At 72.8% G+C, this 25955-nt stretch carries 25 protein-coding genes; 14 read left to right on the plus strand and 11 right to left on the minus strand.

Annotated elements, in window-relative coordinates:
* Positions 1–10: 10 nt before the first annotated feature.
* Positions 11–631 carry an aa3-type cytochrome oxidase subunit III gene (gene ctaE / locus IE305_RS05615; RefSeq protein WP_190128316.1) on the minus strand — a complete coding sequence of 207 codons (621 nt, stop codon included), beginning with the start codon at positions 629–631 and terminating at the stop codon, positions 11–13.
* A gap of 224 nt (positions 632–855) precedes the next feature.
* Here ctaE and IE305_RS05620 point away from each other — a divergent pair, with 224 nt between their 5' ends.
* Positions 856–1272 carry a hypothetical protein gene (locus tag IE305_RS05620; RefSeq protein WP_190128317.1) on the plus strand — a complete coding sequence of 139 codons (417 nt, stop codon included), beginning with the start codon at positions 856–858 and terminating at the stop codon, positions 1270–1272.
* Positions 1273–1294: 22 nt separating this feature from the next.
* On the opposite strand, the gene IE305_RS05625 is transcribed toward IE305_RS05620, so the two are convergent.
* From IE305_RS05625 to ctaC, 4 genes are all read right to left on the minus strand, one after another.
* Positions 1295–2539 (minus strand): L,D-transpeptidase, encoded by a 1245-nt coding sequence (locus IE305_RS05625; protein ID WP_190128318.1) that lies wholly within the window; start codon positions 2537–2539, stop codon positions 1295–1297.
* A gap of 120 nt (positions 2540–2659) precedes the next feature.
* Positions 2660–3058 (minus strand): cytochrome c oxidase subunit 4, encoded by a 399-nt coding sequence (locus IE305_RS05630; protein ID WP_190128319.1) that lies wholly within the window; start codon positions 3056–3058, stop codon positions 2660–2662.
* Positions 3055–4788 carry an aa3-type cytochrome oxidase subunit I gene (gene ctaD, locus IE305_RS05635; protein ID WP_190128320.1) on the minus strand — a complete coding sequence of 578 codons (1734 nt, stop codon included), beginning with the start codon at positions 4786–4788 and terminating at the stop codon, positions 3055–3057. The genes IE305_RS05630 and ctaD overlap by 4 nt, the downstream gene beginning before the upstream one ends.
* A complete protein-coding gene (gene ctaC / locus IE305_RS05640; protein ID WP_190128321.1) occupies positions 4785–5756 on the minus strand; it encodes an aa3-type cytochrome oxidase subunit II in 972 nt (323 codons plus the stop codon). Before ctaC ends, ctaD begins: the two co-directional genes overlap by 4 nt.
* Before the next feature lie 267 nt (positions 5757–6023).
* Between ctaC and IE305_RS05645 the strand changes: the two genes are divergently transcribed.
* Positions 6024–7418 (plus strand): cysteine desulfurase/sulfurtransferase TusA family protein, encoded by a 1395-nt coding sequence (locus IE305_RS05645; protein ID WP_190128322.1) that lies wholly within the window; start codon positions 6024–6026, stop codon positions 7416–7418.
* A 25-nt stretch (positions 7419–7443) separates the two neighbouring features.
* On the opposite strand, the gene IE305_RS05650 is transcribed toward IE305_RS05645, so the two are convergent.
* The gene (locus tag IE305_RS05650; protein WP_190128323.1) at positions 7444–8418 is read right to left on the minus strand and encodes a carbohydrate kinase family protein; all 975 of its coding nucleotides are present in this window, start codon (positions 8416–8418) and stop codon (positions 7444–7446) included.
* A 197-nt stretch (positions 8419–8615) separates the two neighbouring features.
* Here IE305_RS05650 and IE305_RS05655 point away from each other — a divergent pair, with 197 nt between their 5' ends.
* Entirely contained in the window at positions 8616–8864 is a 249-nt protein-coding gene (locus IE305_RS05655; RefSeq protein WP_190128324.1) for a hypothetical protein, read from the plus strand.
* Between the two features lie 108 nt (positions 8865–8972).
* Positions 8973–10568 (plus strand): hypothetical protein, encoded by a 1596-nt coding sequence (locus IE305_RS05660; RefSeq protein ID WP_190128325.1) that lies wholly within the window; start codon positions 8973–8975, stop codon positions 10566–10568.
* 73 nt (positions 10569–10641) lie between these two features.
* Here IE305_RS05660 and erpA read toward each other — a convergent pair whose 3' ends face one another.
* Positions 10642–10998 (minus strand): iron-sulfur cluster insertion protein ErpA, encoded by a 357-nt coding sequence (gene erpA / locus IE305_RS05665; protein WP_190128326.1) that lies wholly within the window; start codon positions 10996–10998, stop codon positions 10642–10644.
* A gap of 260 nt (positions 10999–11258) precedes the next feature.
* Between erpA and nadA the strand changes: the two genes are divergently transcribed.
* Positions 11259–12437, plus strand: coding sequence for a quinolinate synthase NadA (gene nadA, locus IE305_RS05670; RefSeq protein ID WP_190128327.1), 1179 nt, complete (start codon positions 11259–11261; stop codon positions 12435–12437).
* A 75-nt stretch (positions 12438–12512) separates the two neighbouring features.
* On the opposite strand, the gene pspAA is transcribed toward nadA, so the two are convergent.
* Both pspAA and IE305_RS05680 read right to left on the minus strand, forming a co-directional pair.
* Positions 12513–12791 carry a PspA-associated protein PspAA gene (gene pspAA / locus IE305_RS05675; protein ID WP_190128328.1) on the minus strand — a complete coding sequence of 93 codons (279 nt, stop codon included), beginning with the start codon at positions 12789–12791 and terminating at the stop codon, positions 12513–12515.
* Positions 12792–12826: 35 nt separating this feature from the next.
* Positions 12827–13624, minus strand: a complete 798-nt coding sequence (locus IE305_RS05680; protein WP_190128329.1) for a PspA/IM30 family protein — start codon at positions 13622–13624, stop codon at positions 12827–12829.
* 202 nt (positions 13625–13826) lie between these two features.
* On the opposite strand from IE305_RS05680, the gene IE305_RS05685 reads away from it, so the two are divergent.
* Positions 13827–14423 (plus strand): DUF3043 domain-containing protein, encoded by a 597-nt coding sequence (locus IE305_RS05685; RefSeq protein ID WP_229890614.1) that lies wholly within the window; start codon positions 13827–13829, stop codon positions 14421–14423.
* A gap of 29 nt (positions 14424–14452) precedes the next feature.
* On the plus strand, positions 14453–15208 hold the full coding sequence (locus IE305_RS05690) for a class I SAM-dependent methyltransferase (RefSeq protein WP_190128945.1): 756 nt from the start codon (positions 14453–14455) through the stop codon (positions 15206–15208).
* 507 nt (positions 15209–15715) lie between these two features.
* Here IE305_RS05690 and IE305_RS05695 read toward each other — a convergent pair.
* Positions 15716–15928, minus strand: coding sequence for a hypothetical protein (locus IE305_RS05695; RefSeq protein WP_190128330.1), 213 nt, complete (start codon positions 15926–15928; stop codon positions 15716–15718).
* Between the two features lie 109 nt (positions 15929–16037).
* On the opposite strand from IE305_RS05695, the gene IE305_RS05700 reads away from it, so the two are divergent.
* Genes IE305_RS05700 through IE305_RS05715 form a run of 4 tightly spaced genes read left to right on the plus strand, consistent with a single transcriptional unit; the run spans position 16038 to position 20848 of the window.
* Entirely contained in the window at positions 16038–17237 is a 1200-nt protein-coding gene (locus tag IE305_RS05700) for a bifunctional adenosylcobinamide kinase/adenosylcobinamide-phosphate guanylyltransferase (protein ID WP_190128331.1), read from the plus strand.
* Between the two features lie 29 nt (positions 17238–17266).
* A complete protein-coding gene (gene cobT / locus IE305_RS05705; RefSeq protein ID WP_190128332.1) occupies positions 17267–18313 on the plus strand; it encodes a nicotinate-nucleotide--dimethylbenzimidazole phosphoribosyltransferase in 1047 nt (348 codons plus the stop codon).
* Between the two features lie 52 nt (positions 18314–18365).
* Entirely contained in the window at positions 18366–20132 is a 1767-nt protein-coding gene (locus IE305_RS05710) for a phosphatidylglycerol lysyltransferase domain-containing protein (protein ID WP_190128333.1), read from the plus strand.
* On the plus strand, positions 20129–20848 hold the full coding sequence (locus tag IE305_RS05715; protein WP_190128334.1) for a hypothetical protein: 720 nt from the start codon (positions 20129–20131) through the stop codon (positions 20846–20848). The genes IE305_RS05710 and IE305_RS05715 overlap by 4 nt, the downstream gene beginning before the upstream one ends.
* On the opposite strand, the gene IE305_RS05720 is transcribed toward IE305_RS05715, so the two are convergent.
* A complete protein-coding gene (locus tag IE305_RS05720) occupies positions 20815–21552 on the minus strand; it encodes a hypothetical protein (protein WP_190128335.1) in 738 nt (245 codons plus the stop codon). The genes IE305_RS05715 and IE305_RS05720 overlap by 34 nt on opposite strands.
* Before the next feature lie 112 nt (positions 21553–21664).
* Between IE305_RS05720 and IE305_RS05725 the strand changes: the two genes are divergently transcribed.
* The 3 genes from IE305_RS05725 to lpdA all read left to right on the plus strand — a co-directional run bounded on the left by IE305_RS05725 (position 21665) and on the right by lpdA (position 25934).
* Positions 21665–22462 (plus strand): adenosylcobinamide-GDP ribazoletransferase, encoded by a 798-nt coding sequence (locus tag IE305_RS05725; protein WP_190128336.1) that lies wholly within the window; start codon positions 21665–21667, stop codon positions 22460–22462.
* 222 nt (positions 22463–22684) lie between these two features.
* A complete protein-coding gene (locus tag IE305_RS05730; RefSeq protein WP_190128337.1) occupies positions 22685–24214 on the plus strand; it encodes a leucyl aminopeptidase in 1530 nt (509 codons plus the stop codon).
* A 331-nt stretch (positions 24215–24545) separates the two neighbouring features.
* Positions 24546–25934 (plus strand): dihydrolipoyl dehydrogenase, encoded by a 1389-nt coding sequence (lpdA, locus tag IE305_RS05735; RefSeq protein WP_190128338.1) that lies wholly within the window; start codon positions 24546–24548, stop codon positions 25932–25934.
* The last annotated feature ends 21 nt before the right edge of the window (positions 25935–25955 follow it).

Genomic DNA, 25955 nt, shown 5'->3' on the forward strand with positions numbered 1-25955 from the left:
ACAGGACCGATTACTTGATCAAGTAGATCGTGGCGAAGAGGCCGATCCAGACCACGTCGACGAAGTGCCAGTAGTAGGACACGACGATGGCCGCCGTCGCCTGGTGGTGGGTGAACCTCTTGGCCGCGTACGTCCTGCCCAGGACCAGCAGGAAGGCGATGAGACCGCCCGTCACGTGCAGGCCGTGGAAGCCGGTCGTCAGGTAGAACACCGAGCCGTAGGGGTCCGAGGAGAGGGACAGGCCCTCTTCCTTCACGAGGTCGGTGTATTCGAAGACCTGGCCGCCGATGAAGATGGCACCCATGATGAAGGTGATCACGAACCAGGTGCGCAGCTTCTTCACGTCGCCGCGCTCGGCGGCGAACACGCCGAGCTGGCAGGTGAGGGAGGAGAGCACCAGGATCGTGGTGTTGGTGGCCGAGAACGGAAGGTTCAGCGCGGACGCCATTTCCTTCCAGTGGTCGGCACCGGTCACCGATCGCAGGGTGAAGTACATCGCGAAGAGGGCCGCGAAGAACATCAGCTCGGAACTCAGCCAGATGATGGTTCCGACGCTGGTGAGGTTCGGTCGATTGACCGACGGGTGCGCGTGCCCGGTATCTGTTGCTGTTGCTGTCGCCACGACCGACATTATGTCGGTCGCTTATCTCGCGCTCACTCCGGGGGGTGCCGTTCGGTGTGTCAAGCCCGTGTGCGCTGCCCGGACGGCGGAGTGCCCGCGTCCCCCGAAGGAGGGAAGGGCCGCCGGGCCGGGGCGCGGGGGCCTGCGGGACCCTCCTCCGGGGCAGTACTGCGGGAGTAGCATCCGGCCCACGAACCACCCGGATCACCCGTACGCACAAGCCTGGAGGAACGATGCAGCCGACCGCCACGGTGCTGGTGTACAGCGACAACGCGCACACGCGCGAACAGGTGCGGCTGGCGGGCGGGCGGCGGCCGGCGCCGGACGCGCCCGCCGTGGAGTACGTGGAGTGCGCGACGCTCCCCGCGGTGCTGCGGACCCTGCAGGAGCGCCGGGTGGACGTGTGCGTGCTGGACGGCGAGACGTCGCCCGCGGGCGGCATGGGGGTGTGCCGGCAGCTGAAGGACGAGGTGTTCCAATGCCCGCCCGTGCTGCTGCTCATCGGCCGCCCGCAGGACGCCTGGCTGGCCACCTGGAGCCGTGCGGACGCCGCCGTGACGCATCCGGTCGACCCGGTGGCCCTGGCCGGTGCGCTGGCCGGTCTGCTGCGCGCGGCGGACGACCCGCGGCCGGCCGCCCAGGGCGCCTGAACGCCGCCGGGGCGGGCGCGGTTCAGAGGCGGGGGCGGAGCCGGGCGGTGTCCGCGGGGCCGGTGCCCTCGCGCTTGCCGGCCGCCAGGGCGCTGCCCTCGCGCCACTGCTCCCAGGACATGTTCCAGTCGCCGAAGCCGTTGTCGAACGGCGTCATGGTGGCGCCGGCGCTGCCCACGACCTTGACAATGTCGCCCACCCGGACGTTGTCGAAGAACCACTTGGCGTTGGCGGTGCTCATGCCCGTGCAGCCGTGGCTGACGTTCTCCCAGCCCTGCGACCCCTCCGACCAGGGGGCGGCGTGCACGTACTCGCCGCTCCAGGTCACGCGGGTGGCCCAGTAGACCGGCAGGTCGTAGGCGTCGGAGCTGCCCTCGGCGATGCCGATGCTGGTGCCGCGCATCCGGACGAACGCCTCCTGGCCCAGCACCACCTTGATGCCGTTGCGCGTGGCGAAGCCGGGCTTGCCGGTCGTCACGGGGATGGAGCGGACGGCCTCGCCGTTCTTGAACACCGTCATGGAGTGGGCGCCGGCGTCGGTGACGGCCTCCACGCGGTCGCCGATGGTGAGCCGTACGGGCCGGGACGGGCCGCCGTAGAGGCCGCCGGCCACCTTGATGCCCTCCAGGTTGGCGTGCACGTCCACGACGGTGTGCGCGGGCCAGTACTCCTTCGGCCGGTAGTGCAGGGTGCGGTTGTCCACCCAGTGCCAGGCGCCCTGGACGGCCGGGGCCGCGTCGACCCGCAGGGTGCGCTCGACGACGGCGCGCGCGGCCGGGTCCTGGACGGGCTCGCTGAGCTCCGCGGTGACGGGCTGCCCGACCCCGTAGGTGCCGCTCTTGGGCCCGAAGGCGACCCGCAGCAGCCGGTCGGCGGGGCTGGTGTCGAAGCCCGCCGTCCGGCGGCCCTGGGCGCCGTCCTCGTCCTCGGTGCTCACCCGCACGGTGTAGTGGGCGCCGGCGGACAGGGCCCCGGTGCTGTGCCAGCGGGAGCCGTCGGGGGCCAGCTCGCCCTTGATGAAGCGCCCGGCGGCGTCCGTCATGGTGACGTCGGTGATCTGCTCGCCGCCCCGGGCCGTCACCTCCACGGGCTTGCTCGGGTCGGCCTTGTGGCCCTGCTGGACGTTCAGCCCCACCTGGCCGGCGGCGTCGTAGGGCCGGTCGGCCAGCGGGTTGTCCGAGCCGCCGCACGCGGTGGCCCCCAGCAGCAGGGAGGCCAGCGGCAGGGCGTGGAGCAGCGCCCTGCGGCGTCGTGGTGAGTGACTCATGGTCATACGGTAGGAAAAATCAGCCCGTACGGCCCGTGCTGCGCCTGCAAACGGGTGGCCGTACGGCGACGGGCCCCGCGCACCGGAGTGCGCGGGGCCCGTACTGCTCTGCTGCGGGTCCTACTGGTTCTGGTTCTCGCCGCGGTAGAACTCGAACACCCAGCCGAAGAGGCCGACCAGGATGATCGGTGCCGAGAAGTACATGAGCCACCAGCCGAAGCAGATGCTCATGAAGGCGAGGGCACCACCGACGGCCAGGGACAGCGGCTGCCAGCTGTGCGGGGCGAAGAAGCCCAGCTCACCGGCCTCGTCCGCGATGTCCGCGTTCTTGTCGTCCTGGGCACCGGCGTCCACGCGGCGCGCGGTGAACGCCAGGTAGTAGCCGACCATGACGCACAGGCCGAAGGCCATGAAGAGGGCGGTCGTACCGGCCGCCTCCTTCGACCACACGCCGTAGACGACCGCCATGGCGAGGATGAAGACGGAGAGCCAGATGAACATCCGGCCTTGGATCTTCACTTGCCGGCCTCCTTACCACCCGCGAGGGCCTTGTCACCGGTGCCGGCGAGGTTCTCCTCCAGCTCCAGCGCCGCGATCTCCGGGTGGTGCAGGTCGAACGCCGGGGATTCGGAACGGATCCGGGGCAGGGTGAGGAAGTTGTGCCGCGGCGGCGGGCAGGACGTCGCCCACTCGAGCGAACGGCCGTAGCCCCACGGGTCGTCGACCTCGACCTTCTTGCCGTACTTGGCGGTCTTCCAGACGTTGTAGAAGAACGGCAGGATCGACAGGCCCAGCAGGAACGAGGCGATGGTCGAGATGGTGTTCAGCGTGGTGAAGCCGTCGGCGGCCAGGTAGTCCGCGTAGCGGCGGGGCATGCCCTCGGCGCCCAGCCAGTGCTGCACCAGGAACGTGCCGTGGAAGCCCACGAACAGCGTCCAGAAGGTGATCTTGCCGAGCCGCTCGTCCAGCATCTTGCCGGTGAACTTCGGCCACCAGAAGTGGAAGCCGGAGAACATCGCGAAGACCACGGTGCCGAAGATGACGTAGTGGAAGTGGGCCACCACGAAGTACGAGTCGGACACGTGGAAGTCCATCGGCGGCGAGGCCAGGATGACGCCGGTCAGACCACCGAAGGTGAAGGTGATCAGGAAGCCGACGGCCCACAGCATCGGGGTCTCGAAGGACAGCGAGCCCTTCCACATGGTGCCGATCCAGTTGAAGAACTTCACACCGGTCGGGACCGCGATCAGGAAGGTCATGAAGGAGAAGAACGGCAGCAGCACACCGCCGGTGACGTACATGTGGTGCGCCCACACCGTCACGGACAGACCCGCGATCGAGATCGTGGCCGCGATCAGGCCCCAGTAGCCGAACATCGGCTTACGGGAGAAGACCGGGATGACCTCGGAGATGATGCCGAAGAACGGCAGCGCGATGATGTACACCTCGGGGTGGCCGAAGAACCAGAAGAGGTGCTGCCAGAGCAACGCTCCGCCGTTGGCCGCGTCGAAGACGTGGGCCCCGAACTTGCGGTCCGCCTCCAGGGCGAACAGCGCGGCGGCCAGCACCGGGAAGGCCAGCAGGACCAGCACACCGGTCAGCAGCACGTTCCAGGTGAAGATCGGCATGCGGAACATCGTCATGCCCGGGGCGCGCATGCAGATGATCGTGGTGATGAAGTTGACCGAACCGAGGATCGTGCCGAAGCCGGAGAAGGCCAGACCCATGATCCACATGTCGGCACCCACACCCGGCGAGCGGACCGCGTCCGACAGCGGGGAGTACGCGAACCAGCCGAAGTCGGCCGCGCCCTGCGGGGTGAGGAAGCCGGCCACCGCGATGAGCGAGCCGAAGAGGTACAGCCAGTAGGCGAACATGTTCAGCCGCGGGAACGCCACGTCGGGCGCGCCGATCTGCAGCGGCATGATCCAGTTCGCGAAACCGGCGAACAGCGGCGTCGCGAACATCAGCAGCATGATCGTGCCGTGCATCGTGAACGCCTGGTTGAACTGCTCGTTCGACATGATCTGCGTGCCGGGACGGGCCAGCTCGGCGCGCATGAGGAGCGCCATGAGGCCGCCGATGCAGAAGAACGCGAACGACGTGGCCAGGTAGAGCGTGCCGATCGTCTTGTGGTCGGTGGTGGTGAGCCACTTGACGACCTGACTGCCGGGTTGCTTCTGGCGTACGGGCGGTGCTGCCGTGGCCGTTGCGGCGGCGGCACCCTGGGGTTCGTTGAGGATGCTCACTTGTTCTTGGTCTCCGCGTTCTTCGCGTGATCCGTCTGCGCGATGCCCGCCGGCTGGTAACCGGTCTGACCCTTGTCCGCCAGCTCCTTCAGGTGCGCCCGGTACCGCTCGGGAGAGACGACCTTGACGTTGAAGAGCATCCGGGAGTGGTCCTGGCCGCAGAGCTCGGCGCACTTGCCCAGGAAGGTGCCCTCCTGGTTCGGGGTCACCGTGAAGCTGTTGGTGTGGCCGGGGATGACGTCCTGCTTCATCAGGAACGGCACGACCCAGAAGGAGTGGATGACGTCCCGGGAGGTCAGGACGAACTGCACCGTCTCGCCCTTGGGCAGCCACAGCGTCGGGCCGGGGTTGCCGGTCTGCGGGTTGCGGTCACCCGGGACGCCGACCTCGTAGACGCCCTCGGCACCGGCCGGGGCCTTGGTGAGGAAGCGGTCCGGGATCGCGGCCAGGTCCTTGTTCTCGCGGAGCGGCTTGGCCGGGGTGGCCGCGTTGCCGTCGACGTTCTCCATGTAGTTGAACGCCCAGCTCCACTGGAAGCCGACCACGTTCACGACGTGCTGCGGCTTGTCAGGGTTGGCCAGAAGCTTGTTCTCATCACGCGCGGTGAAGTAGAAGAGCACCGACACGATGAGGATCGGGACCACGGTGTACAGCGCCTCGATGGGCATGTTGTACCGGGTCTGCGTGGGAATCTCCACCTTCGACCTGCTGCGCCGGTGGAAGATGACGCTCCAGATGATCAGGCCCCACACCAGGACGCCGATCGCCAGAGCGGCGGCCCAGGAGCCCTGCCAGAGGGAGAGGATCCGCGGCGCCTCTTCCGTGACGGGAGTGGGCATACCGAGGCGGGGGAAGTCCTTGTATGTACAACCGGTTGCGGTCGTCAGGACAGCGCCCGCGGCCAGCGCCTGCAGCAGCTTCCGCCGCACCGGGCGCCGCGACGAGCGGTCGGAGCCGTTGGGACTCACGTAGCGCCTTCCCGAGAGTCTCGCCCGTGCGGCCGGCTGCGGCCGTCTCGCTGGTCGGTCGCCGGCCCGCTGCGGGCAGGGGTTTGGATGTTTATGCGGACCAAACCCTACTGGACGCTATTTGAGGTCGCGCGGGGAGGGTACCCAACGCGCCGGGCCGCTCCCCGAAGGGATGGAATCCCTAGGGAATACGGGCTTCCGCGCCTCCGTCCGGGTGAGCGCGGGCCCTTGCCGACGGCGGCCGCCCGCGAGGGTTAGCGTTCGTACGTGCCCTACTTCGACGCCGCTTCCGCCACTCCCCTGCACCCCGTCGCGCGCCAGGCGCTGCTGGCCGCCCTCGACGAGGGCTGGGCCGACCCGGCCCGGCTCCACCGGGAGGGCCGCCGGGCCCGGCTGCTGCTGGACGCCGCGCGCGAGGCCGCGGCCGAGGCGGTGGGCTGCCGCCCGGACGAGCTCGTGTTCACTCCTTCGGGGACACGCGCCCTGCACGACGGCATGGCCGGCGCGCTCGCCGGCCGCCGCCGGGTGGGCCGCCACCTGGTGGTGTCGGCGGTGGAGCACTCGGCGGTGCTCCACTCGGCGGACGTACTGAAGGCGGCGGGCGGCGAGGTCACCGAGGTGGCCGTGGGCCGTACGGGACGGGTGGACCCGGGCACGTACGCCGCGGCCCTCCGGCCGGACACGGCGCTGGCCGTGCTCCAGTCCGCCAACCACGAGGTGGGCACGGAGCAGCCGGTCGCGGAGGTGGCGGAGGCGTGCCGGGCGGCGGGGGTGCCGCTGCTGGTGGACGCGGCGCAGTCGCTGGGCTGGGGCCCGGTGGAGGGGCCGTGGTCGTTGCTGGCCGCGAGCGCGCACAAGTGGGGCGGCCCGTCGGGCGTGGGCCTGCTGGCGGTGCGGAAGGGCACGCGGTACGCGCCGCAGGGCCCGGTGGACGAGCGCGAGGGCGGCCGGGCGCCGGGCTTCCCCGACCTGCCGGCGGTGGTGGCGGCGGCCGCGTCGCTGCGGGCGGTACGGGCGGAGGCCGCGGCGGAGGCGGCGCGGCTGCGGGCCCTGGTGGACCGCATCCGGGACCGGGTCCCGGCCCTGGTCCCGGACGTGGAGGTGACCGGCGACCCGGCGCACCGGCTGCCGCACGTGGTGACGTTCTCCTGCCTGTACGTGGACGGGGAGGCGCTGTTGCACGCGCTGGACCGGGAGGGCTTCTCGGTGTCGTCGGGCTCGTCGTGCACGTCCAGCACGCTGACGCCCAGTCATGTGCTGAAGGCGATGGGGGTGCTGTCGGAGGGGAACGTCCGGGTGTCCCTGCCGCGCGGTACGGCGGAGCAGGACGTGGAGGACTTCCTCGGGGTGCTGCCGCGGGTGGTGGCGGAGGTCCGGGCACATATGGAGGCGCCCGCGGCGGAACCGGTGGAGGAGCGGACGGAGGAGCCGGAGGCCGGGGAGCTGGTCGTCGACTCGCTGGGCAAGCGGTGCCCGATCCCGGTGATCGAGCTGGCGAAGGTGATCGGGAACGTACCGGTCGGCGGCCTGGTCACGGTCCTGTCGGACGACGAGGCGGCCCGCCTGGACATCCCGGCGTGGTGCGACATGCGCGGCCAGGAGTACGTGGGCGAGGCACCGGCCGAGCGCGGCACGGCCTACCGGGTGCGGCGCCGGGCGTAGGGCCCGCGCCGCACCCCGGCGCGGGTCAGGCCAGGTGCGCCTGGACCTCGGCGGCGGCCTCGTGGCCGTAGGCCTTGGTGAAGCGCTCCATGAAGTGGCCGCGGCGCAGCTCGTACTCCTGGGTGCCGAGCGTCTCGATGACGAGCGTGGCGAGCATGCAGCCGAGCTGGGCCGCGCGCTCCAGGGACAGCTCCCAGGTGATGCCGGCGAGGAAGCCGGCGCGGAAGGCGTCACCGACGCCGGTGGGGTCGACCTTGGCCTCCTCCTGCGGGCAGCCGACCTCGATCACGGGCTCGCCGGCGCGCTCGATGCGCACGCCGCGGGAGCCCAGCGTGGTGACGCGGGTGCCGACCTTGGCGAGGATCTCCTCCCCGGTCCAGCCGGTCTTGGACTCGATGAGCGCCTTCTCGTACTCGTTGGTGAACAGGTACGCGGCGCCCTCGACCAGCACGCGGATGTCGTCGCCGTCGAGGCGGGCCAGCTGCTGGGAGGGGTCGGCGGCGAAGGGGATGCCGCGGGTGCGGCACTCCTCCGTGTGGCGGAGCATCGCCTCGGGGTCGTCGGCGCCGATGAGGACGAGGTCCAGGCCGCCGACCCGGTCGGCCACCGGCTGGAGCTCGATCTGGCGGGCCTCGCTCATCGCGCCGGTGTAGAAGGACGCGATCTGGTTGTGGTCGGTGTCCGTGGTGCACACGAAGCGCGCGGTGTGCAGCACCTCGGAGATGTGCACGGAGGCGGTGTCGACGCCGTGCCGGTCCAGCCAGGCCCGGTAGTCCGCGAAGTCGGCGCCCGCGGCGCCCACCAGCACGGGGTGGAGGCCGAGCAGGCCCATGCCGAAGCAGATGTTGGGGCCGACGCCGCCGCGGCGGACGTCGAGCTCGTCGACGAGGAAGGAGAGCGAGACCGTGTGCAGCTGGTCGGCCACGAGCTGATCGGCGAACCTGCCGGGGAAGGTCATCAGGTGGTCGGTGGCGATGGAGCCGGTGACAGCGATACGCACGGCGGGTGTGCTCCCTGGGACGAGGTACGGGCGGCCGGTGGGCGGGGGCAAGAAGAGCCACACCACGCTACCCGGTACGGGGGTGCGCCCAGGGTCCGGTTCAGGTCCTGTTCTCGCCACTCGGTGGCCGAATCCACCGGTAATCTACCTGATCGTAGGTCTTTCGCCCGGCGCGCTCCCGTGTCTACGGTGCCCGTATGCCGAAGACTGTGAACGACGTCACTTCCTTCGCTTCCCCTCCTTCCTCCGCGGACCCGCTGGCGGGGCTGCGCCGCGACTGCGCCCGGATGGCGCCGCACTGGGCGGTCCCGGCCGGGACGGGAAGGGACGTCGGCGCCGGAGGTACGGGCGGCACGTGTGGCACGGCGTGGTCGCTGATCCACGGCATCTCGGTGCCGGACCGGTCCGCGCGGCTGCTGGACGGCATGTCGGAGTACGGCGACTGAGCGCCCTGCAGGGCCCGCGGCCTCGTCCCTGACGACACACGGGAACCGTTCGCTCCTCCGTTCCGTCCAAGCGGCGTCACCTGCTGAACCGAACGAAGGAGCGATGCGGTGGGCACCGAGTCGGAGCGCCCGGCGGAGGCCGGGGGGAGCACTTCCGGCGAGCGGCGGCGCAGGCGCAGGCCGCTGGCCGTGGCTTCGGTGGCGGCGGCCGTGCTGCTCGCCGGGGGCGGCGGGGCGTACTGGGCGGCCACGGCGTCGGACGGCGGCGGGGGCGGCGCGCCCTCGTCCTCGCCCGCGGGGGACGGCACCCCTCCCCCGTTGCAGCTGGACGAGTACGTCGGCGGCGGCCCGGGCTCCGGGCCGGGCGGTTCGTCGCAGGGCATCGCCGTGGGCGAGCCCGACCCGCACGGGGTGCGGTACGTGCTGCGCGGCACGCTGCCCGAGGGGCCGCGCACCGCGGCCGTGTACCTCCCGGAACGGGAGGTGACCAAGGAGCAGGTGGCCGCGCTGGCCAAGGCGCTCGACGTGCAGGGCACGCCCGGGCTGAAGGGCGGCACGTGGACGGTGGGCGGCGACCGCGACGGCGCGGGCCCCACGCTCCAGGTCGCCGAGGACGGGCCGGGCCTGTGGTCGTACACGCGCTACGGCGTGCCGGGGGCGGCTCACTGCGTCAAGCCGGGCGGCACTCCGGAGCCGGGGCCGAAGGACACGGCGGTGCCGCCGTCGCCGGGCTGCCCGTCGTTCCGCGACGGCAGCGGGAACGGCAGCGGGGACGGCACTGGCAACAGCGGGGACGGTACGGGGCCGGTGTCGGAGGACCGCGCGCGGAGTGCGGCGGCACCGGTGCTGAAGGCGCTGGGCCAGGCGGGGGCGAGGACGGACGCGAGCAAGGTCACGGGTGCGCTGCGGACCGTCACGGCGGACCCGGTGGTGGATTCCGTGCGGACGTACGGATGGCAGACCACGATCCAGGTGGCCGCGGACGGCCAGGTGGCGTCGGGCAGCGGGATGCTGCGGCTGCCGGTGAAGGGCGCGACGTACCCGCTGGTGACCGCGCGGCAGGCGCTGGACCAGCTGAACCGTGGCGCGGGCACGGGCCGGCCGTCGTTCGCCGGCTGTGCGACGGCGGTGCCGTTCGGGGACGGCGCGGACCGGGCGGACGGGCCCTGCCCCGGCAAGGCCGGGACGCCGGAGCCGGCGGCGGTGCGGAGTGCGGCCTTCGGGCTGTCGGCGCAGACCGTGGGCGGGCGGCAGGCGCTCGTACCGTCGTGGCTGTTCGAGGTGGCCCTGCCGGGTACGGGGGCCGGGGACGGCACGGTCACGGTGGCGCAGCCGGCGATCGACCCGAGGTTCATCGCGCGGCGGCCGGGGGTGACGCAGGAGCCGGGCGGTACGGCGTCGCCGGGCACGGCGCCGGTGTCGGGCCCGGCCCGGGTGGAGTCCTGGTCCCGTGGCGCGGACGACAAGCAGCTGGTGCTGCACTTCTGGGGCGGCGTGTGCAGTGAGTGGTCGGCGTCCGTGCCGGAGCAGTCGGCGGCGGCGGTCACGGTGAAGGTGACGGGGACGGAGAAGGAGCCGGGCCGGCCCTGCGTGATGATGCTGAAGCGTTTCGACCGGACGGTGTCGCTGGACGGGCCGCTGGGCGACCGGAAGGTCGTGGACGTCTCCAGTGGGGAGACGGTGCGGGAGCAGCAGGGCAAGTAGCCCCGTAGGACATGCGCGAGGGCGGCACCCGTCGGAACGGGTGCCGCCCTCGGCACGCGGGTTGGCCCGGCTGTCAGCTGAAGGAGTCGCCGCAGGCGCAGGAGCCGGTGGCGTTGGGGTTGTCGATCGTGAAGCCCTGCTTCTCGATGGTGTCGACGAAGTCGATGGACGCACCGCCCAGGTACGGGGCGCTCATGCGGTCGGTGACGACCTTGACGCCGTCGAAGTCCTTCACGACGTCGCCGTCGAGCGAGCGCTCGTCGAAGAAGAGCTGGTAGCGCAGACCGGAGCAGCCACCGGGCTGGACGGCGACGCGCAGGGCGAGGTCGTCGCGACCCTCCTGCTCCAGCAGGCTCTTGACCTTCGCAGCAGCGGCGTCGGACAGGATGATGCCGTCGCTCACCGTGGTCTTCTCGTCCTGAACGGACATCTGCTTCACTCCCGGGTCTTGGTGCGGGTGCGGACTGCTTGCTCTCGCCAGCAACCGACGTCGTCCCGGATTCATTCCGGGCCTGGACTGTCACTTCCGCCTTTCATGCTCGCACACCGGCGGCCGGGCCGGGAATGCGTCACATCGACGCGATGGCCATCGTCAAAGTGACGTGAAGCAGCTATGATAGATAGCGTCAAATTGACGATTAAAGGCCCTGTCGCACCGGGGTCGCCCGCAGAACAGAAAGGGTGCGTGTCGTGACCACCGCCCAGCCCTTGGATGTCCAGCCCACCCCGCTCGCCCTCCTGCTGCTCGGCCGCGAGGCCGACCCGCGCAGCGAGCGCGGCGTGGAGTGCCCCGGCGACCTGCCGGCACCGTCCGACCCGGACCTGGTGGAGCGCGCCCGGGCGGCCAAGGCGAAGCTCGGGGACAAGGTCTTCGTCCTCGGCCACCACTACCAGCGCGACGAGGTCATCCAGTTCGCGGACGTGACCGGCGACTCGTTCAAGCTGGCGCGCGACGCGGCCGCCCGGCCGGACGCGCAGTACATCGTCTTCTGCGGCGTGCACTTCATGGCCGAGTCGGCGGACATCCTCACCTCCGACGAGCAGCAGGTGATCCTCCCCGACCTGGCGGCCGGCTGCTCGATGGCCGACATGGCCACCGCCGAGCAGGTCGCCGAGTGCTGGGACGTGCTGACGGAGGCGGGCGTCGCCGACGTGACGGTCCCCGTCTCGTACATGAACTCCTCCGCCGACATCAAGGCCTTCACCGGCAAGCACGGCGGCACGATCTGCACCTCGTCGAACGCCGAGCGGGCGCTGAACTGGGCCTTCGAGCAGGGCCAGAAGGTCCTCTTCCTGCCGGACCAGCACCTGGGCCGCAACACCGCCGTCCGCGACATGGGCATGTCCCTGGACGACTGCGTGGTCTACAACCCGCACAAGCCGAACGGCGGCCTCACCGCCGAGGAACTGCGCGCGGCGAAGATGATCCTGTGGCGCGGCCACTGCTCGGTGCACGGCCGCTTCTCGCTGGACTCGGTCAACGACGTCCGCGAGCGCATCCCGGGCGTCAACGTGCTCGTGCACCCCGAGTGCCGGCACGAGGTCGTGGCGGCGGCCGACTACGTCGGCTCGACGGAGTACATCATCAAGACGCTGGAGGCCGCCCCGGCCGGCTCCAAGTGGGCCATCGGCACCGAGCTCAACCTGGTGCGCCGCCTGGCGAACCGTTTCGCTGCGGAGGGCAAGGAGATCGTCTTCCTCGACAAGACGGTCTGCTTCTGCTCGACGATGAACCGTATCGACCTGCCGCACCTGGTGTGGGCGCTGGAGTCGCTGGCCGACGGCAAGGTGGTCAACCGCATCGAGGTGGACCCCGAGGTGGCGAGCTTCTCGAAGCTGGCGCTGGAGCGGATGCTGGCGCTGCCGTAACCACGGCGCACGGACGCGCGAAGGCCCCGCCCCCCGGGAAGGGAGGCGGGGCCTTCGTACGTCCCTGTGCCGGGCTCAGCCGGGGATGAGGCCCTCGCCGCCGAGCATGGCGCGGACCTCCTCCAGGGAGGCGTCCGGGGCCGGGAGGATCAGCTCGGAGGGTTCGAGCGCGTCGTCGGGCAGGGGCGCGCCCAGGCGCCGCACGGTGTCGAGGAGCGCCCCGAGCGTGCGGCGGAAGCCCGTCTCGTCGCCGCTCTCCATCTCGTCGAGCAGCTCGTCGTCGAGCCCGTTGAGCTCGGCGAACCCGCTGTCATCGACCTTCCACTGGCCCTCCCCCATGATCCGCACAATCATGTCGGCCTCCTGTCGGCTCTGTCAGGGCTGAAGGGTCAGCTCTTGTCGAAGCGCGGGTGCTGCTGGTCCTGCGGACGGCGGTCCTGGACGCCCTGCCCGCTCTCGATGGCCTGCTGCCCGGCGCTCGGGCCGCCGGCCAGCTCCGCCTTCATCCGCTGGAGCTCCAGTTCCACGTCCGTGCCGCCGGAGAGCCGGTCGAGCTCGGCCTGGATGTCGTCCTTGGCGTGCCCGGTGGGGTCGTCGAGCGCGCCGGAGGCCAGCAGCTCGTCGATCGCGCCGGCACGGGCCTGCATCTGCGCCGTCTTGTCCTCGGCCCGCTGGATGGCGAGGCCGACGTCGCCCATCTCCTCGGAGATGCCGGAGAACGCCTCGCCGATGCGGGTCTGGGCCTGGGCGGCGGTGTAGGTGGCCTTGATGGTCTCCTTCTTCGTCCGGAAGGCGTCCACCTTGGCCTGGAGGCGCTGCGAGGCGAGCGTCAGCTTCTCCTCCTCCGCCTGGAGGGTCTGGTGCTGCGTCTCCAGGTCGCTCACCTGCTGCTGGAGAGCCGCACGCCGGGTCAGCGCCTCGCGCGCCAGGTCCTCGCGGCCCAGCGCGAGCGCCTTGCGGCCCTGCTCCTCCAGCTTGGCCGACTGGCTCTGGAGGTTCCCCAGCTGGAGCTCCAGGCGCTTGCGGGACGTCGCGACGTCCGCGACGCCGCGGCGCACCTTCTGCAGCAGCTCGAGCTGCTTCTGGTACGAGTAGTCGAGGGTCTCGCGGGGATCCTCCGCCCGGTCCAACGCCTTGTTGGCCTTGGCGCGGAAGATCATCCCCATCCGCTTCATGACACCGCTCATGGGCCTCGCGCGCCCCCTTCTGACCGACTTGATTTGCGGGCTTCGGCACCAGCACATCTTTCAGAACCCACAGTACGGGCCCTCCTTCCATTACCGCACCGTCCGAGCCGTGATGCGCTCCTCCTGCAGGACGATCACGGGTGCGGCCGCCTCCCGCGCAAGGAGTAGAAGGCCCCTCGGGGACCCCGTACCCTTGGGTCCCGTGTTCCGAAGCCGTTCCAAGGAAGAGCAGTCCGCGACGGTCCAGGTGACCGCGGACCAGCCGAAGCAGCCCCGTGACCCGCAGGCCCCCAAGGGCCGACCGACCCCCAAGCGCAGTGAGGCCACCGCGCAGCGCCGTGCGCTGGCCAAGACGCCGACGGACCGCAAGGCGGCCACCCGCCAGGCGCGCGAGGCGCGGCGGGCCGACCTGGCCCGGCAGCGCGAGGCGCTGGCCAACGGCGACGAGCGCTACCTGCCCGTCCGCGACAAGGGCCCCGTGCGCCGGTTCGCCCGTGACTACGTGGACTCCCGGTACTCGGTGGCGGAGTTCTTCCTGCCGCTGGCCGTGCTGATCCTCATCCTGAGCATGATCAACCGTGGCGCGTTCCAGACGTACGTGCTGCTGGCCTGGATGATCGTGATCCTCGCGATCGTCCTGAACTCGGCCGTGACGGGCTTCGGCCTGAAGCGGGCGCTGAAGCAGAAGTTCCCGGACGAGAACACGCGGGGCGCCGTCGCCTACGCGATCATGCGCACGCTGCAGATGCGGCGGCTGCGCCTGCCCAAGCCGAAGGTCGCGCGCGGGGAGCGGCCCTGACCGGCTTCGCGCCGGGCGTGCAGGGGTGGCTGAGCGGGCTCGGGGGGCTGCGGAACACCGTCCGTCAGGAGCTCGTGGCACGGCAGGTCGACGAACGGATCGCCGCCCGCTTTCCCGTCGGGCGGCGGCTGCGCGTCCTCGACGTGGGGCCGGGCCAGGGCACGCAGGCCCTGCGGCTGGCCCGGGCCGGTCACGAGGTGACCGGGCTGGAGAGCGACCCCGCGATGGTCGCCGCCCTGCGCGAGGCGGTCGCCACGGAGCCGGAGGGCATACGCGAACGGGTACGGATCGTCGAGGGCGACGGCCGCGACACCGGCGCGCACTTCCTGCCGGGCTCCTTCGACGTCGTGCTCTGCCACGGCGTCCTGATGTACGTGCCGGAGCCGGACCCCCTCCTGGCGGGTCTGGCCCGGGTCCTGGCACCCGGCGGGGTGCTGTCGCTGCTGGTGCGCAACGCGGACGCGCTGGCCATGCGGCCGGGGCTGTCCGGTGACTGGGACACGGCGCTGGCGGCGTTCGACTCGCCGGCGTACACCAACCGCCTCGGCCTCCGCGTGCGCGCCGACCGCCGCGAGACCCTGACCGCCACGCTTGCGGGCATCGGCGCGCCCGTGGCGGCGTGGTACGGCGTCCGCGTCTTCACGGACCTGGCGGACTCCGACACGACGCCGCCTGCGGCGGAGCTCGACCGCATCCTCCGCGCCGAGGAACGCGCGGGCCGCACGGACCCGTACCGCGCGGTGGCAGCGTTGCTGCACGTATGCGGGGTACGGGGCGGCTCGTAGCCCCGGGCCCACGCCCGCGGCGTTCGGCACCGCCGGGCTCCGCCGCACCAACTGATCGCCGTCGCGGCGGGATGAAGGCTGCCGGCACATGACCGGCGGGGTCATCGACGGCCGAGCCGCCACCCCACACCCCCGACGGGCACGCGGCCCGCACCCCTGCCCCCCGGGGCGGGGGCATGGGGGCGGCGACCAGCCACCCCCATCCCGCCGCAACGGCGCGCAACCACGGCAAACCTCACCGGCGGTGCCGAACCCACCGCAACGCCCGGCACCGCCGGACTCCGCCGCGCCAACTGATCGCCGTCGCGGCGGGACGAGGGTTGCCGGCACCGCCGCGGAGCGTGGCCCGCACCGCAGGGGTGCCGGTGCCTCGGCGGCCGGCCCGCACCGCGGGGCGCCGGCGTCGCGGGGCGCGCCCCGCCACCCGTAGCGGCGGCCGGCCCGCGCCGCAGCGCGACGGCACCGCGGGGCGCAACCCGACCCCCACGGCCCCCGCCGTGAGACGCGTCAGGCCTCCGCCGCCTCGTGGAGGCTCATCGGGCCGTAGATCCGGGTGTCGTCCTCGTAGAGGAAGACGTGGTCGACGCCGCCGTCCAGGAGGGGGCGCCAGTATTCGCCCAGCCAGGACTCCGCGTCGCCCTGGGTGCCGAATTCCTCCGGTTCCACCGACGGGGGGATCTCCGTGCCGTCGGACTTCTCGAACCGCCACGTCCACGCCATGTGACAAGCCTCCTCGGCTCCGGGTCCTGGGAAGCGCAGCCTACGCGCCCCGTGCGCGTAAAGGTGAGCCCCGCGCGCCCGTGCGCGGGCGGCGCGAGACGATCAGGGGGTGGAACTGACTCTGCTCGGCACCGGGGCCCCCGAGGGGCTGCCGCGCCCCGGCTGTCCCTGCGCCGCCTGTGCCGCCGCCGTCGGCGACGAGGCGCGGGCGGCGACCTCGCTGCTCGTCGACGACGCGATCCTGCTGGACCTGACGCCCGGGCCGGCGTTCGCCGCCGCCCGCGCGGGGCGGTCGATCGCCGGGGTGCGGCAGGTGCTGCTGTCGCACCCGGCCAACGGGCCCGCCGTGGAGTTCCCGGCGGGGCTGCCCGCCCCGGGCAGGGTGCCGGACGGCCGGGAGCTGTCCGTCATCAGCGGGCACCGGGTCCGCGCCCTGGCCCTGGACACGCCCGGCACGGGCTACGAGGTGAGCTCGCCCGACGGCGAGCGGCTGCTGTACCTGCCGCCGGGCGCGGCCCCGGCGGGGCTCGTGGCGCCGGCCCGCCCGTACGACATGGTGGTGCTGGACGTGACGGGGCGGCCGGACGCGCTGGCGCGGCTGCGGGAGGCCGGCGCGGCGGGCCCGACGACGGACGTCATCGCCGTGCACCTGGACCACGACGTGCCGCCGGGCCGCGAGCTGCACCGGCGGCTGGCGGCGGCCGGGGCGCGCACCGTGCCGGACGGCACGACGCTGGTGGTGGGCGACTACCACGCCGTACCGGATGTGCCGCGCCGCACCCTGGTGCTGGGCGGGGCCCGGTCGGGCAAGTCGTACGAGGCGGAGCGGCGCCTGGAGGCGTTTCCGGACGTGCTGTACGTGGCGACCGGCGGCGGCCGGGAGGGCGACCCGGACTGGGCACGGCGCATCGCCGCGCACCGCGACCGGCGGCCGGCGTCGTGGCGGACGGCGGAGACGTGCGACCTGGTGCCGCTGCTGGCGGCGGAGGGCCCGCCGCTGCTGATCGACTGCCTGTCGCTGTGGCTGACCGGCGCCATGGACGACGTGGGTGCCTGGGACGACGCGACGTGGACCGGCGGTGGCGCCGACGCGCTGGCGAAGCGGACCGCCGAGCTGGTGGCGGCGGTGCGGGCGACCCGCCGCACGGTGGTGCTGGTGAGCAACGAGGTGGGGTCGGGCGTGGTGCCGGCGACGGCGTCGGGCCGCCGCTTCCGCGACGAGCTGGGGCGGCTCAACGCGGCGCTGGCCGGCGAGTGCGAACAGGTGGTGCTGGTGGTGGCGGGGCAGGCGCTGCTGCTCCGGGGATAAGGCCCGCACCCGCGGGTAGTGTGTGGCGGATGAGCGGTCTGAATCTTGATGACTTCGCCACGCTGATCGAGCGCCCGGACCCGGGCGTACGGCGGGACGCCGAGGAGCGGCGGACGCGGCTGGGCCCGCCCGCGGGGGCGCTGGGCCGGCTGGACGAGCTGGGCGAGTGGCTGGCCGCCGCGCAGGGCACGGTGCCGGTGAAGCCGGTGGACCGCCCCAAGGCGCTGGTGTTCGCCGGCGACCACGGCGTGGCGGAGCTGGGCGTGTCCCGGGGGCCGGCGGGCGGGGCCGTGGAGCTGGTGCGGGCCGCGCTGGACGGCACGAGCTGCGGCGCGGTGCTGGCGCGGCGTGCCGGGGTGGAGCTGCGCGTGGTGGACATGGCGGTGGACTGCGACCCGGGCGAGTTGCCGGAGGAGGTCACCCGGTTCCGGGTGCGGCGTGGTTCGGGCCGGATCGACCGGGAGGACGCGCTGACCGCCGAGGAGGCGGAGCAGGCGTTCCGGGCGGGGATGGCGATCGCCGACGAGGAGGCCGACTCGGGCACCGACCTGGTGGTCCTGGGCGATCTGAGCGTGGGCGGCACGACGGCGGCGGGGGCGCTGATCGGCGCGCTGTGCGGCACGGACGCGTCGGTGGTGACGGGCCGTGGCGCGTTCGGCATCGACGACCTGGCGTGGATGCGCAAGTGCGCGGCGATCCGGGACGCGCTGCGCCGGGCCCGGCCGGTGCTGGGCGACCAGCTGGCGCTGCTGGCGGCGACCGGTGGCGCGGACCTCGCGGCGATGACGGGGTTCCTGCTGCAGAGCGCGGTGCGGCGGACGCCGGTGATCCTGGACGGCGTGGTGACGGCCGCGTGCGGGCTGGTGGCCCAGCGGGTGGCGTTCCGGGCGCCGGACTGGTGGGTGGCGGGGCAGGCGAGCGGGGACCCGGCGCAGGCGAAGGCGCTGGACCGGATGGCGCTCAACCCTCTCCTCGACCACGGCGTCACTGTGGGCGAGGGGACAGGGGCGCTGCTGGCCCTGCCATTGGTGCAGGCCGCGGCGGCCCTGGCGGCGGAGCTCCCGGAGCGTTCCTGACGGAGCGCGCGTCCGGATCCGCCGCAGACGGTGCCCCATATGATCACTTTTCATGGGAGATGTCCGCTTGACTCCGGATGAGAGCGCGCGCGGAACCGTATGGCGGCGGAGGGCCGCCGGTTTCGCCGTGTGGTACCTGCGTGCCGTCACGTTCGTCAACCTGCTGGGCGCCGTCTGGGTCTCCCTCGGCGCGGGCATCAGGCGCCACAACGTGGAGGAGTTCTTCACGCCGTACCTGCTCTCGGCGGGCTTCGCGCCGGCGGTGGTCTCGCTGTTCCTGGCGATCACCATGCGCCGGCGCAAGCGGGCGGCGTGGATCGCCAACCTGGTGCTGGCGGGGCTGCTCCTGCTGCTCCTGGTCTTCGTGATGTTCTTCCCGGAGTTCCGCCGGCACCCGCTGAACTGGTTCTCCCTGGTGGTCACGGCCCTGTTCGTGCTGGCCCTGCTGGTGGGCCGGCGCGAGTTCTACGCCAAGGGCGACCGCTCCAACCCGAAGCTCGCCGTCGCCGTCGCGGCGCTGGGCCTGCTGGTCACCTCGCTCATCGCGGCCGGCCTGGTGACGCTCACCAACGAGTCCACCGACGAGCAGCGCTCGACGTTCCTGGACCGCTGGCACTACGGCCTGATGCGCCTGGCGTGGATCGCCGCCGACGACCAGCGGTACGCGGGCATCGCCCCGCCCGGCTGGGTCAACGTGGTCATCAACGTGATGAGCACGGTGCTGCTGATCGTCGTGGCGTACGCGGCCTTCCGCTCGCGCCGCGCCACCGACCCGCTGACCGCCGGCGACGAGGAGCGGCTGCGCGGGCTGCTCGACCGCTGGGGCGACCGCGACTCGCTGGGCTACTTCGCGCTGCGCCGCGAGAAGAGCGTCCTGTGGTCCCCCTCGGGCAAGGCGGCCGTCACCTACCGCGTGATCGGCGGCGTCTCGCTGGCCTCCGGCGACCCCATCGGCGACCCCGAGGCGTGGCCCGGGGCGATCGAGCCGTGGCTGGCCGAGGCGCGCGAGCACGGCTGGATCCCGGCCGTGATGGGCGCCGGCGAGGAGGCCGGCACGGTCTACGCGCGGCACGGCATGGGCGCCCTGGAGCTGGGCGACGAGGCCATCGTGGACACCGGCGAGTTCACCCTGGAGGGCCGGGCCATGCGCACGGTCCGGCAGGCGTACAACCGGATCCGCCGCGTGGGCTACACCGTCACCGTCCGGCGGCACGAGGACATCCCGGACGAGGAGATGGCCGAGCTGCTGCGCTGCGCCGACGACTGGCGGGACGGCGCGACCGAGCGCGGCTTCTCGATGGCGCTGGGCCGGCTGGGCGACCCTGCCGACGGGCGCTGCCTGATGATGGAGTGCCACGACGCGGAGGGGAAGCGGCGCGCTCTGCTGAGCTTCGTGCCCTGGGGCCGGCGCGGCCTGTCGCTGGACCTGATGCGCCGGGACCGCGCCTCGGACAACGGCCTGGTCGAGTTCATGGTCATCGAACTGCTCCAGCGGGCCCCGCAGTTGGACGTGCAGCAGGTGTCGCTGAACTTCGCGATGTTCCGCTCGGTCTTCGAGCGCGGCTCGCGGCTGGGCGCGGGCCCGGTGCTGCGGCTGTGGCGCTCGCTGCTGAGCTTCTTCTCGCGCTGGTGGCAGATCGAGTCGCTGTACCGAGCAAATGCGAAATACCGCCCCATCTGGGAACCTCGGTTCATGCTGTTCGAGAAGAGCAGTGACCTGCTGCGCATCGGCCTCGCCTGTGCTCGTGCCGAGGGCTTCCTGGAGGCCCCCGGCCTGCCCAAGTGGCTCAACCGCAAGCACCTGGAGTCCCGGCGATGACGCGCGCGGCGCTGCTCCGCGCCGCGCGCACCGAGTGGGGTCCGCTGTACGCGGCCGTGTGGGGGACCGTCGTCCGCCGCCGGCTCGGCGCGTTCCCGCTGACGCTCTTCGCCGTCGCCCTCACCGCCACCTTCCAGCTCGTCCAGAACCAGCCCTGGGGCTTCCGGCCCGTCCAGCTCGTCGGCTCCGTCCAGGCGCAGCTGCCCTGGTGGCTGGCGCTGCTGCGCACCCCCCTGTCGCTGTTCGTGCCCGCCCTCGACCTGCCGGTGTGGGGCGCGCTCGCCCAGGTGCTGGTCGTCTTCGGCATCGCCGAGGCGGCGCTGGGTCCGCGCCGCACGCTGGCCGTCGCCTACCTGGCCACGCTGGCCGGGACCATGTACGCCCGGCTGGCCGTCGCCATCGGCCCCGGCTCGCCGCTGGGGCTGCCGCCGCACGCGGCGCGGGTCGTCGACACCGGCCCGTCGGCCGCCGTGGTGGGCCTGGCCCTGTACGTGGCGTGGCGCTTCCGGGCCTGGTGGACCTTCGGCGCGGTGGTGCTCGCCATGGTGGCCGAGGTGTTCGCCAAGCCCAACCTGGCCGGCAAGGAGCACATCGCCGCCGTGGTGACCGTCCTCGCGCTGTGCGGCTCCCAGGAGGCGCTGCACCGCCGCAAGCCGCGCCGCGACGCCCACCGGGAGAACGCTCACCGGTCGGGGGCGCCGGCCAGCAGATCGTGAACGCGGTCCCGGACGGCCGCCCAGCGGGCGTCGTGCCGGTACGCCCGCACCCGTGCGCGGCGGCGCGCCCGCGGCCGGTACCGGTAGAAGCGCCGCGCCCACGGCGAACCGGGCCGGGCCAGCCGTACCGCCCCGACCAGCGCCACCAGCGGCACCACCGCGCCGATCAGGGCCAGCCGCGGCTTGCCCTTGGCCAGGGCCACCAGGGCCAGCAGGAAGTTCGCCAGCGTGTTGACCACCACCAGGCCCCGGTTCTGCAGCTCGTCCGGCGTCAGCTCGTTCACCCCGAACGGCGCGAAGCCGCACAGCACCAGCGCCACCAGCGCCGCGGTGAGCACCACGATCTCCACGCTCTTGCGGCCCTGCTCGGTCCAGTACACGTCGTCCAGGTGCAGCACGAGCGCGAACTCGTCCAGCACCAGCCCCGCGCCCATGCCGAACAGCACCGCGCTCAGCGCCGCCCCGAAGCCGTGCCGGCCCTCCGCGACCGCCCCGAAGCCGCCCACCACCATCAGCACCACCCCCGGCACCACGTGGTGCACGTGCAGCCCGCCGGGGCGGATGTTGCGGAACGGGCCGCGGCCCGCCCGGATCAGCCGGGTGATGACCCGGGTGACCAGGAACGTCAGCACGAACGCGCCCAGCGCCAGCAGCAGGGGCAGCTTCCCCGGCTCGACGATGTTCCGTGACAGCCAGTGCCCCATGTCCGTGCCCCGTGTCCCGTGCAGTGCCCGTACGCGTCCCCCGGCGTGCCCGCCGGGGTCGGCGCCCCCTCGGCCAAAGTAACCGCTGGAAGCGGCCGGTAGCCTGCCCGCGATGACCGACACGACCTCCGCCCGGCCCACCGCCGGCGACGCGCTGCGCTTCGCCTTCGGCACGCTCACCGTCCTGCCGGTGCCGCTTACTCGCTGGGACCGGCCCACGGCCCGCGCCGGCATGGCCGCCGCCCCGCTGGCCGGGCTGGCCGTCGGCGGCTGCGCCGGCGCCGCGGGCGCCGCGGCGCTGCTGCTGGGCACCGGGCCCCTGCTGGCCGCGGTCGCCGCCGTCGCCGTCCCCGCCGTCCTCACCCGCGCGCTGCACCTGGACGGGCTGGCCGACGTCGCCGACGGCCTGGGCAGCGGCAAACCGGCGGGCGATGCGCTGCGGATCATGAAGCAGTCGGACATCGGCCCCTTCGGCGTGGTCACCCTGCTGCTCGTCCTCCTCGCCCAGACCGCCGCCCTCGCCCGCGCCTTCGCCCACGGCCCCGGCACCGGCGCCCTGGCCGCCCTGACCGCCGCGCTCGCCGCCCGCTGCGCCCTGACCCTGGCCTGCCGCGCCGGCGTGCCCGCCGCCCGCCCCGACGGCCTGGGCGCCGTGGTCGCCGGCGCCCTGCCCGTACCGGCCGCGCTGGCCGTCGCCGCGCTCACCGTGCCGGCCGCCGCCGGCGCGGGCGCGGCCCTCGGGCCCGGCGGCGCCCTGCGCGGCGCCGCCGCCGTGCTGCTGGGCCTGGCCGCGGCCGAGCTGCTGCTGCGCCGCTGCCGGCGCCGGCTCGGCGGGGTCACCGGCGACGTGTTCGGCGCCCTCGCCGAGACGGCGGCGACCTGCGCCCTCCTTGCCTGGACCGTGAGCTGACGCCGCGTCATAACCACTGGGCTTGCAGGGCCCGCCGGGATACGCTCTCGCGTGCCGGACGGCACGGGCCCGGCGGCGGCGGGCGGTCCCGGTCCCCGGGCGGTCCGCCCGGCCACGCCCGCGTACCGGGAGGCGTAGGCGCGGCACATACGATGCGCAAAGGGTGCGGCCGGCCCACACCATCGGCCGAGGAACTCGACGGAAGTAGGGACACCCACCACCGTGACTGCTCTGACTCTCAGCACTTCCAGCGCGGCGACGCTGCGCGCGGACGCCATCGTCGTCGGTGTGGCGAAGGGCCCCAAGGGGCCCGTCGTCGCGCCGGGCGCCGACGCCGTGGACGCGGCCTTCGACGGCAAGCTGGCCGCCGTCCTGGAGACCCTCGGCGCCACCGGCGGCGAGGGCGAGACCATCAAGCTGCCCGCGCCCTCCGGCCTGAAGGCCCCGGTCGTGCTGGCGGTCGGCCTCGGCGAGCTGCCGCAGGAGGACGACGGCTTCACCGAGGAGGCGCTGCGCCGCGCCGCGGGCACCGCCGCCCGCGCCCTGGCCGGCTCGAAGAAGGCCGGCTTCGCGCTGCCGGTGTACGACGCCGAGTCGGCGGCCGCGATCGGTGAGGGCGCCATGCTCGGCGCCTACGCCTTCAACGCCTACCGCGGCGGCAACGGCCGCAAGGGCGCCGAGGCCGGCGGCAAGGCCCCGCTGGGCGAGGCCGCGATCCTGGGCGCCAAGCCGCGCGACAAGGCGTTCAAGGCCGCCGCCGAGCGCGCCGCCACGGTCGCCGCCGAGGTCAACCGCGCCCGCGACCTGATCAACACCCCGTCCAACGACCTCGACCCCAAGGCCTTCGCCACCCAGGCCCAGGCCCTGGCCAAGGAGCTCGGCCTCAAGATCGAGGTCATGGACGAGAAGGCGCTCGCCAAGGGCGGCTACGGCGGCCTGATCGGCGTGGGCCAGGGCTCCGCCAACCCGCCGCGCCTGGTCCGCATCGCCTACACGCACGCCAAGGCGGCCAAGACCCTGGCCCTGGTCGGCAAGGGCATCACCTACGACTCGGGCGGCATCTCCCTCAAGCCGGCCGGCCACAACGAGACCATGAAGTGCGACATGAGCGGCGCCGCCGCCGTGCTCGCCGCGGTCGCGGCCGTCGCCAAGCTGGGCCTGGAGGTCAACGTCACGGGCTGGCTGGCCCTCGCGGAGAACATGCCCTCCGGCAGCGCCACCCGTCCGGGCGACGTGCTGCGGATGTACGGCGGCAAGACCGTCGAGGTCCTCAACACCGACGCCGAGGGCCGCCTGGTCATGGCCGACGCCCTGGTCCGCGCCTCGGAGGAGAACCCGGACGCGATCGTGGACGTGGCCACCCTCACCGGCGCCATGGTCCTCGCGCTGGGCAACCGCACCTTCGGTGTGATGGCCAACGACGACGCCTTCCGCACGGCGGTGTACGAGACGGCCGAGGAGGCCGGCGAGCAGGCGTGGCCGATGCCGATGCCCGCCGAGCTGCGCAAGGCCATGGACTCGCAGGTCGCCGACATGGCGAACATCGGCGAGCGCGCGGGCGGCGGCCTGGCGGCCGGCCTCTTCCTGAAGGAGTTCGTCGGCGAGGGCATCACCTGGGCCCACCTGGACATCGCCGGCCCGGCCTTCCACGAGAGCGCCCCCTTCGGCTACACCCCCAAGGGCGGCACGGGCTCCGGCGTCCGCACCCTGGTGCGGCTGGCCGAGCGCACCGCCGCCGGCGAGCTGGGCTGAGCCGGTCCCCGCGGCCCCGGGTGCGCGTGCCCGGGGCCGCGGGCATGCGGCGCCGTCCGGCGTTGTTCGCTACGGACGAAACCACCCGAACGTCACACGAACACCGCATGAAGACACGTATGCGTACGCGCGAGTAACCCCCCGGGGGTGACGCATCCGTCGTCCCGGACCCCGGCCCGGCGTCCCGCCGTCCGTCAACAAGTGCGAAGATGTTGTCTCGGCAGGACAGGGCCCCCGTTAAGCACAGGGCCGACACAACAGCGGCCGAACGACAGCCGCCGCCCGGTCACCGGTGACCGGCTCCGGCGTACCCATGCATGGAGGACGTGACGTGGCGAACGACGCCAGCACCGTTTTCGACCTAGTGATCCTCGGAGGCGGTAGCGGTGGCTACGCCGCTGCCCTGCGGGGTGCCCAGCTGGGTCTGGACGTCGCCCTGATCGAGAAGGACAAGCTGGGCGGCACCTGCCTGCACCGCGGCTGCATCCCCACCAAGGCGCTGCTGCACGCCGGCGAGGTGGCCGACTCGGCTCGCGAGAGCGAGCAGTTCGGTGTCAAGGCCTCCTTCGAGGGCATCGACATCGCGGGCGTCCACAAGTACAAGGACGACGTGATCTCCGGCCTGTACAAGGGCCTGCAGGGTCTCGTCGCCTCCCGCAAGGTCACGTACATCACCGGTGAGGGCCGTCTGTCCTCCCCGACCTCCGTCGACGTGAACGGCCAGCGCATCACCGGCCGCCACGTCCTCCTGGCCACCGGCTCCGTGCCGAAGTCGCTGCCGGGCCTGACCATCGACGGCGACCGCGTCATCTCCTCCGACCACGCCCTGGTCCTGGACCGCGTGCCGAAGTCGGCGATCGTCCTGGGCGGCGGCGTGATCGGCGTCGAGTTCGCCTCCGCCTGGAAGTCCTTCGGCGTGGACGTCACCATCGTCGAGGCCCTGCCGCACCTGGTGCCGGTCGAGGACGAGAACAGCTCCAAGCTGCTGGAGCGCGCCTTCCGCAAGCGCGGCATCAACTTCTCCCTCGGTTCCCGCTTCTCCGGCGTGGAGTACACGGCCGACGGCGTCAAGGTCTCGCTGGAGAACGGCAAGACCTTCGAGGCCGAGCTGCTGCTCGTCGCCGTCGGCCGCGGCCCGGTCTCCCAGGGCCTGGGCTACGAGGAGGCCGGCGTCGCCATGGACCGTGGCTACGTCCTGGTCGACGAGTACATGCAGACCAACGTGCCCACCATCTCGGCCGTCGGTGACCTGGTGCCCACGCTCCAGCTCGCGCACGTCGGCTTCGCGGAGGGCATCCTGGTGGCGGAGCGCCTGGCCGGGCTCAAGCCCGTGCCGCTCGACTACGACGGCGTGCCGCGCGTCACGTACTGCCACCCCGAGGTCGCCTCCGTGGGCCTCACCGAGGCCAAGGCCAAGGAGCTGTACGGCGCCGACAAGGTCGTCGCCCTGAAGTACAACCTGGCCGGCAACGGCAAGAGCAAGATCCTGAAGACGGCCGGCGAGATCAAGCTCGTCCAGGTCAAGGACGGTGCCGTGGTCGGCGTCCACATGGTCGGCGACCGCATGGGCGAGCAGGTCGGCGAGGCCCAGCTGATCTACAACTGGGAGGCCCTCCCGGCCGAGGTCGCGCAGCTGATCCACGCGCACCCGACGCAGAACGAGGCCCTCGGCGAGGCCCACCTGGCCCTGGCCGGCAAGCCCCTGCACTCGCACGACTGAGTCCCGAGCGCACCACCATCC

Origin of the sequence: Streptomyces mashuensis (genome assembly GCF_014654785.1) — a bacterium.
Taxonomy (GTDB): domain Bacteria; phylum Actinomycetota; class Actinomycetes; order Streptomycetales; family Streptomycetaceae; genus Streptomyces; species Streptomyces mashuensis.

Coding starts and splice junctions, on each gene's coding strand:
- IE305_RS05720 (WP_190128335.1), bottom strand. CDS start 21,552: ATGGGGCACTGGCTGTCACGGAACATCGTCGAGCCGGGGAAGCTGCCC.
- erpA (WP_190128326.1), bottom strand. CDS start 10,998: ATGTCCGTTCAGGACGAGAAGACCACGGTGAGCGACGGCATCATCCTG.
- IE305_RS05625 (WP_190128318.1), bottom strand. CDS start 2,539: ATGAGTCACTCACCACGACGCCGCAGGGCGCTGCTCCACGCCCTGCCG.
- IE305_RS05620 (WP_190128317.1), top strand. CDS start 856: ATGCAGCCGACCGCCACGGTGCTGGTGTACAGCGACAACGCGCACACG.
- ctaE (WP_190128316.1), bottom strand. CDS start 631: ATGTCGGTCGTGGCGACAGCAACAGCAACAGATACCGGGCACGCGCAC.
- pspAA (WP_190128328.1), bottom strand. CDS start 12,791: ATGATTGTGCGGATCATGGGGGAGGGCCAGTGGAAGGTCGATGACAGC.
- IE305_RS05725 (WP_190128336.1), top strand. CDS start 21,665: ATGACCGACACGACCTCCGCCCGGCCCACCGCCGGCGACGCGCTGCGC.
- IE305_RS05710 (WP_190128333.1), top strand. CDS start 18,366: ATGGGAGATGTCCGCTTGACTCCGGATGAGAGCGCGCGCGGAACCGTA.
- IE305_RS05695 (WP_190128330.1), bottom strand. CDS start 15,928: ATGGCGTGGACGTGGCGGTTCGAGAAGTCCGACGGCACGGAGATCCCC.
- IE305_RS05715 (WP_190128334.1), top strand. CDS start 20,129: ATGACGCGCGCGGCGCTGCTCCGCGCCGCGCGCACCGAGTGGGGTCCG.
- cobT (WP_190128332.1), top strand. CDS start 17,267: ATGAGCGGTCTGAATCTTGATGACTTCGCCACGCTGATCGAGCGCCCG.
- IE305_RS05655 (WP_190128324.1), top strand. CDS start 8,616: ATGCCGAAGACTGTGAACGACGTCACTTCCTTCGCTTCCCCTCCTTCC.
- IE305_RS05680 (WP_190128329.1), bottom strand. CDS start 13,624: ATGAGCGGTGTCATGAAGCGGATGGGGATGATCTTCCGCGCCAAGGCC.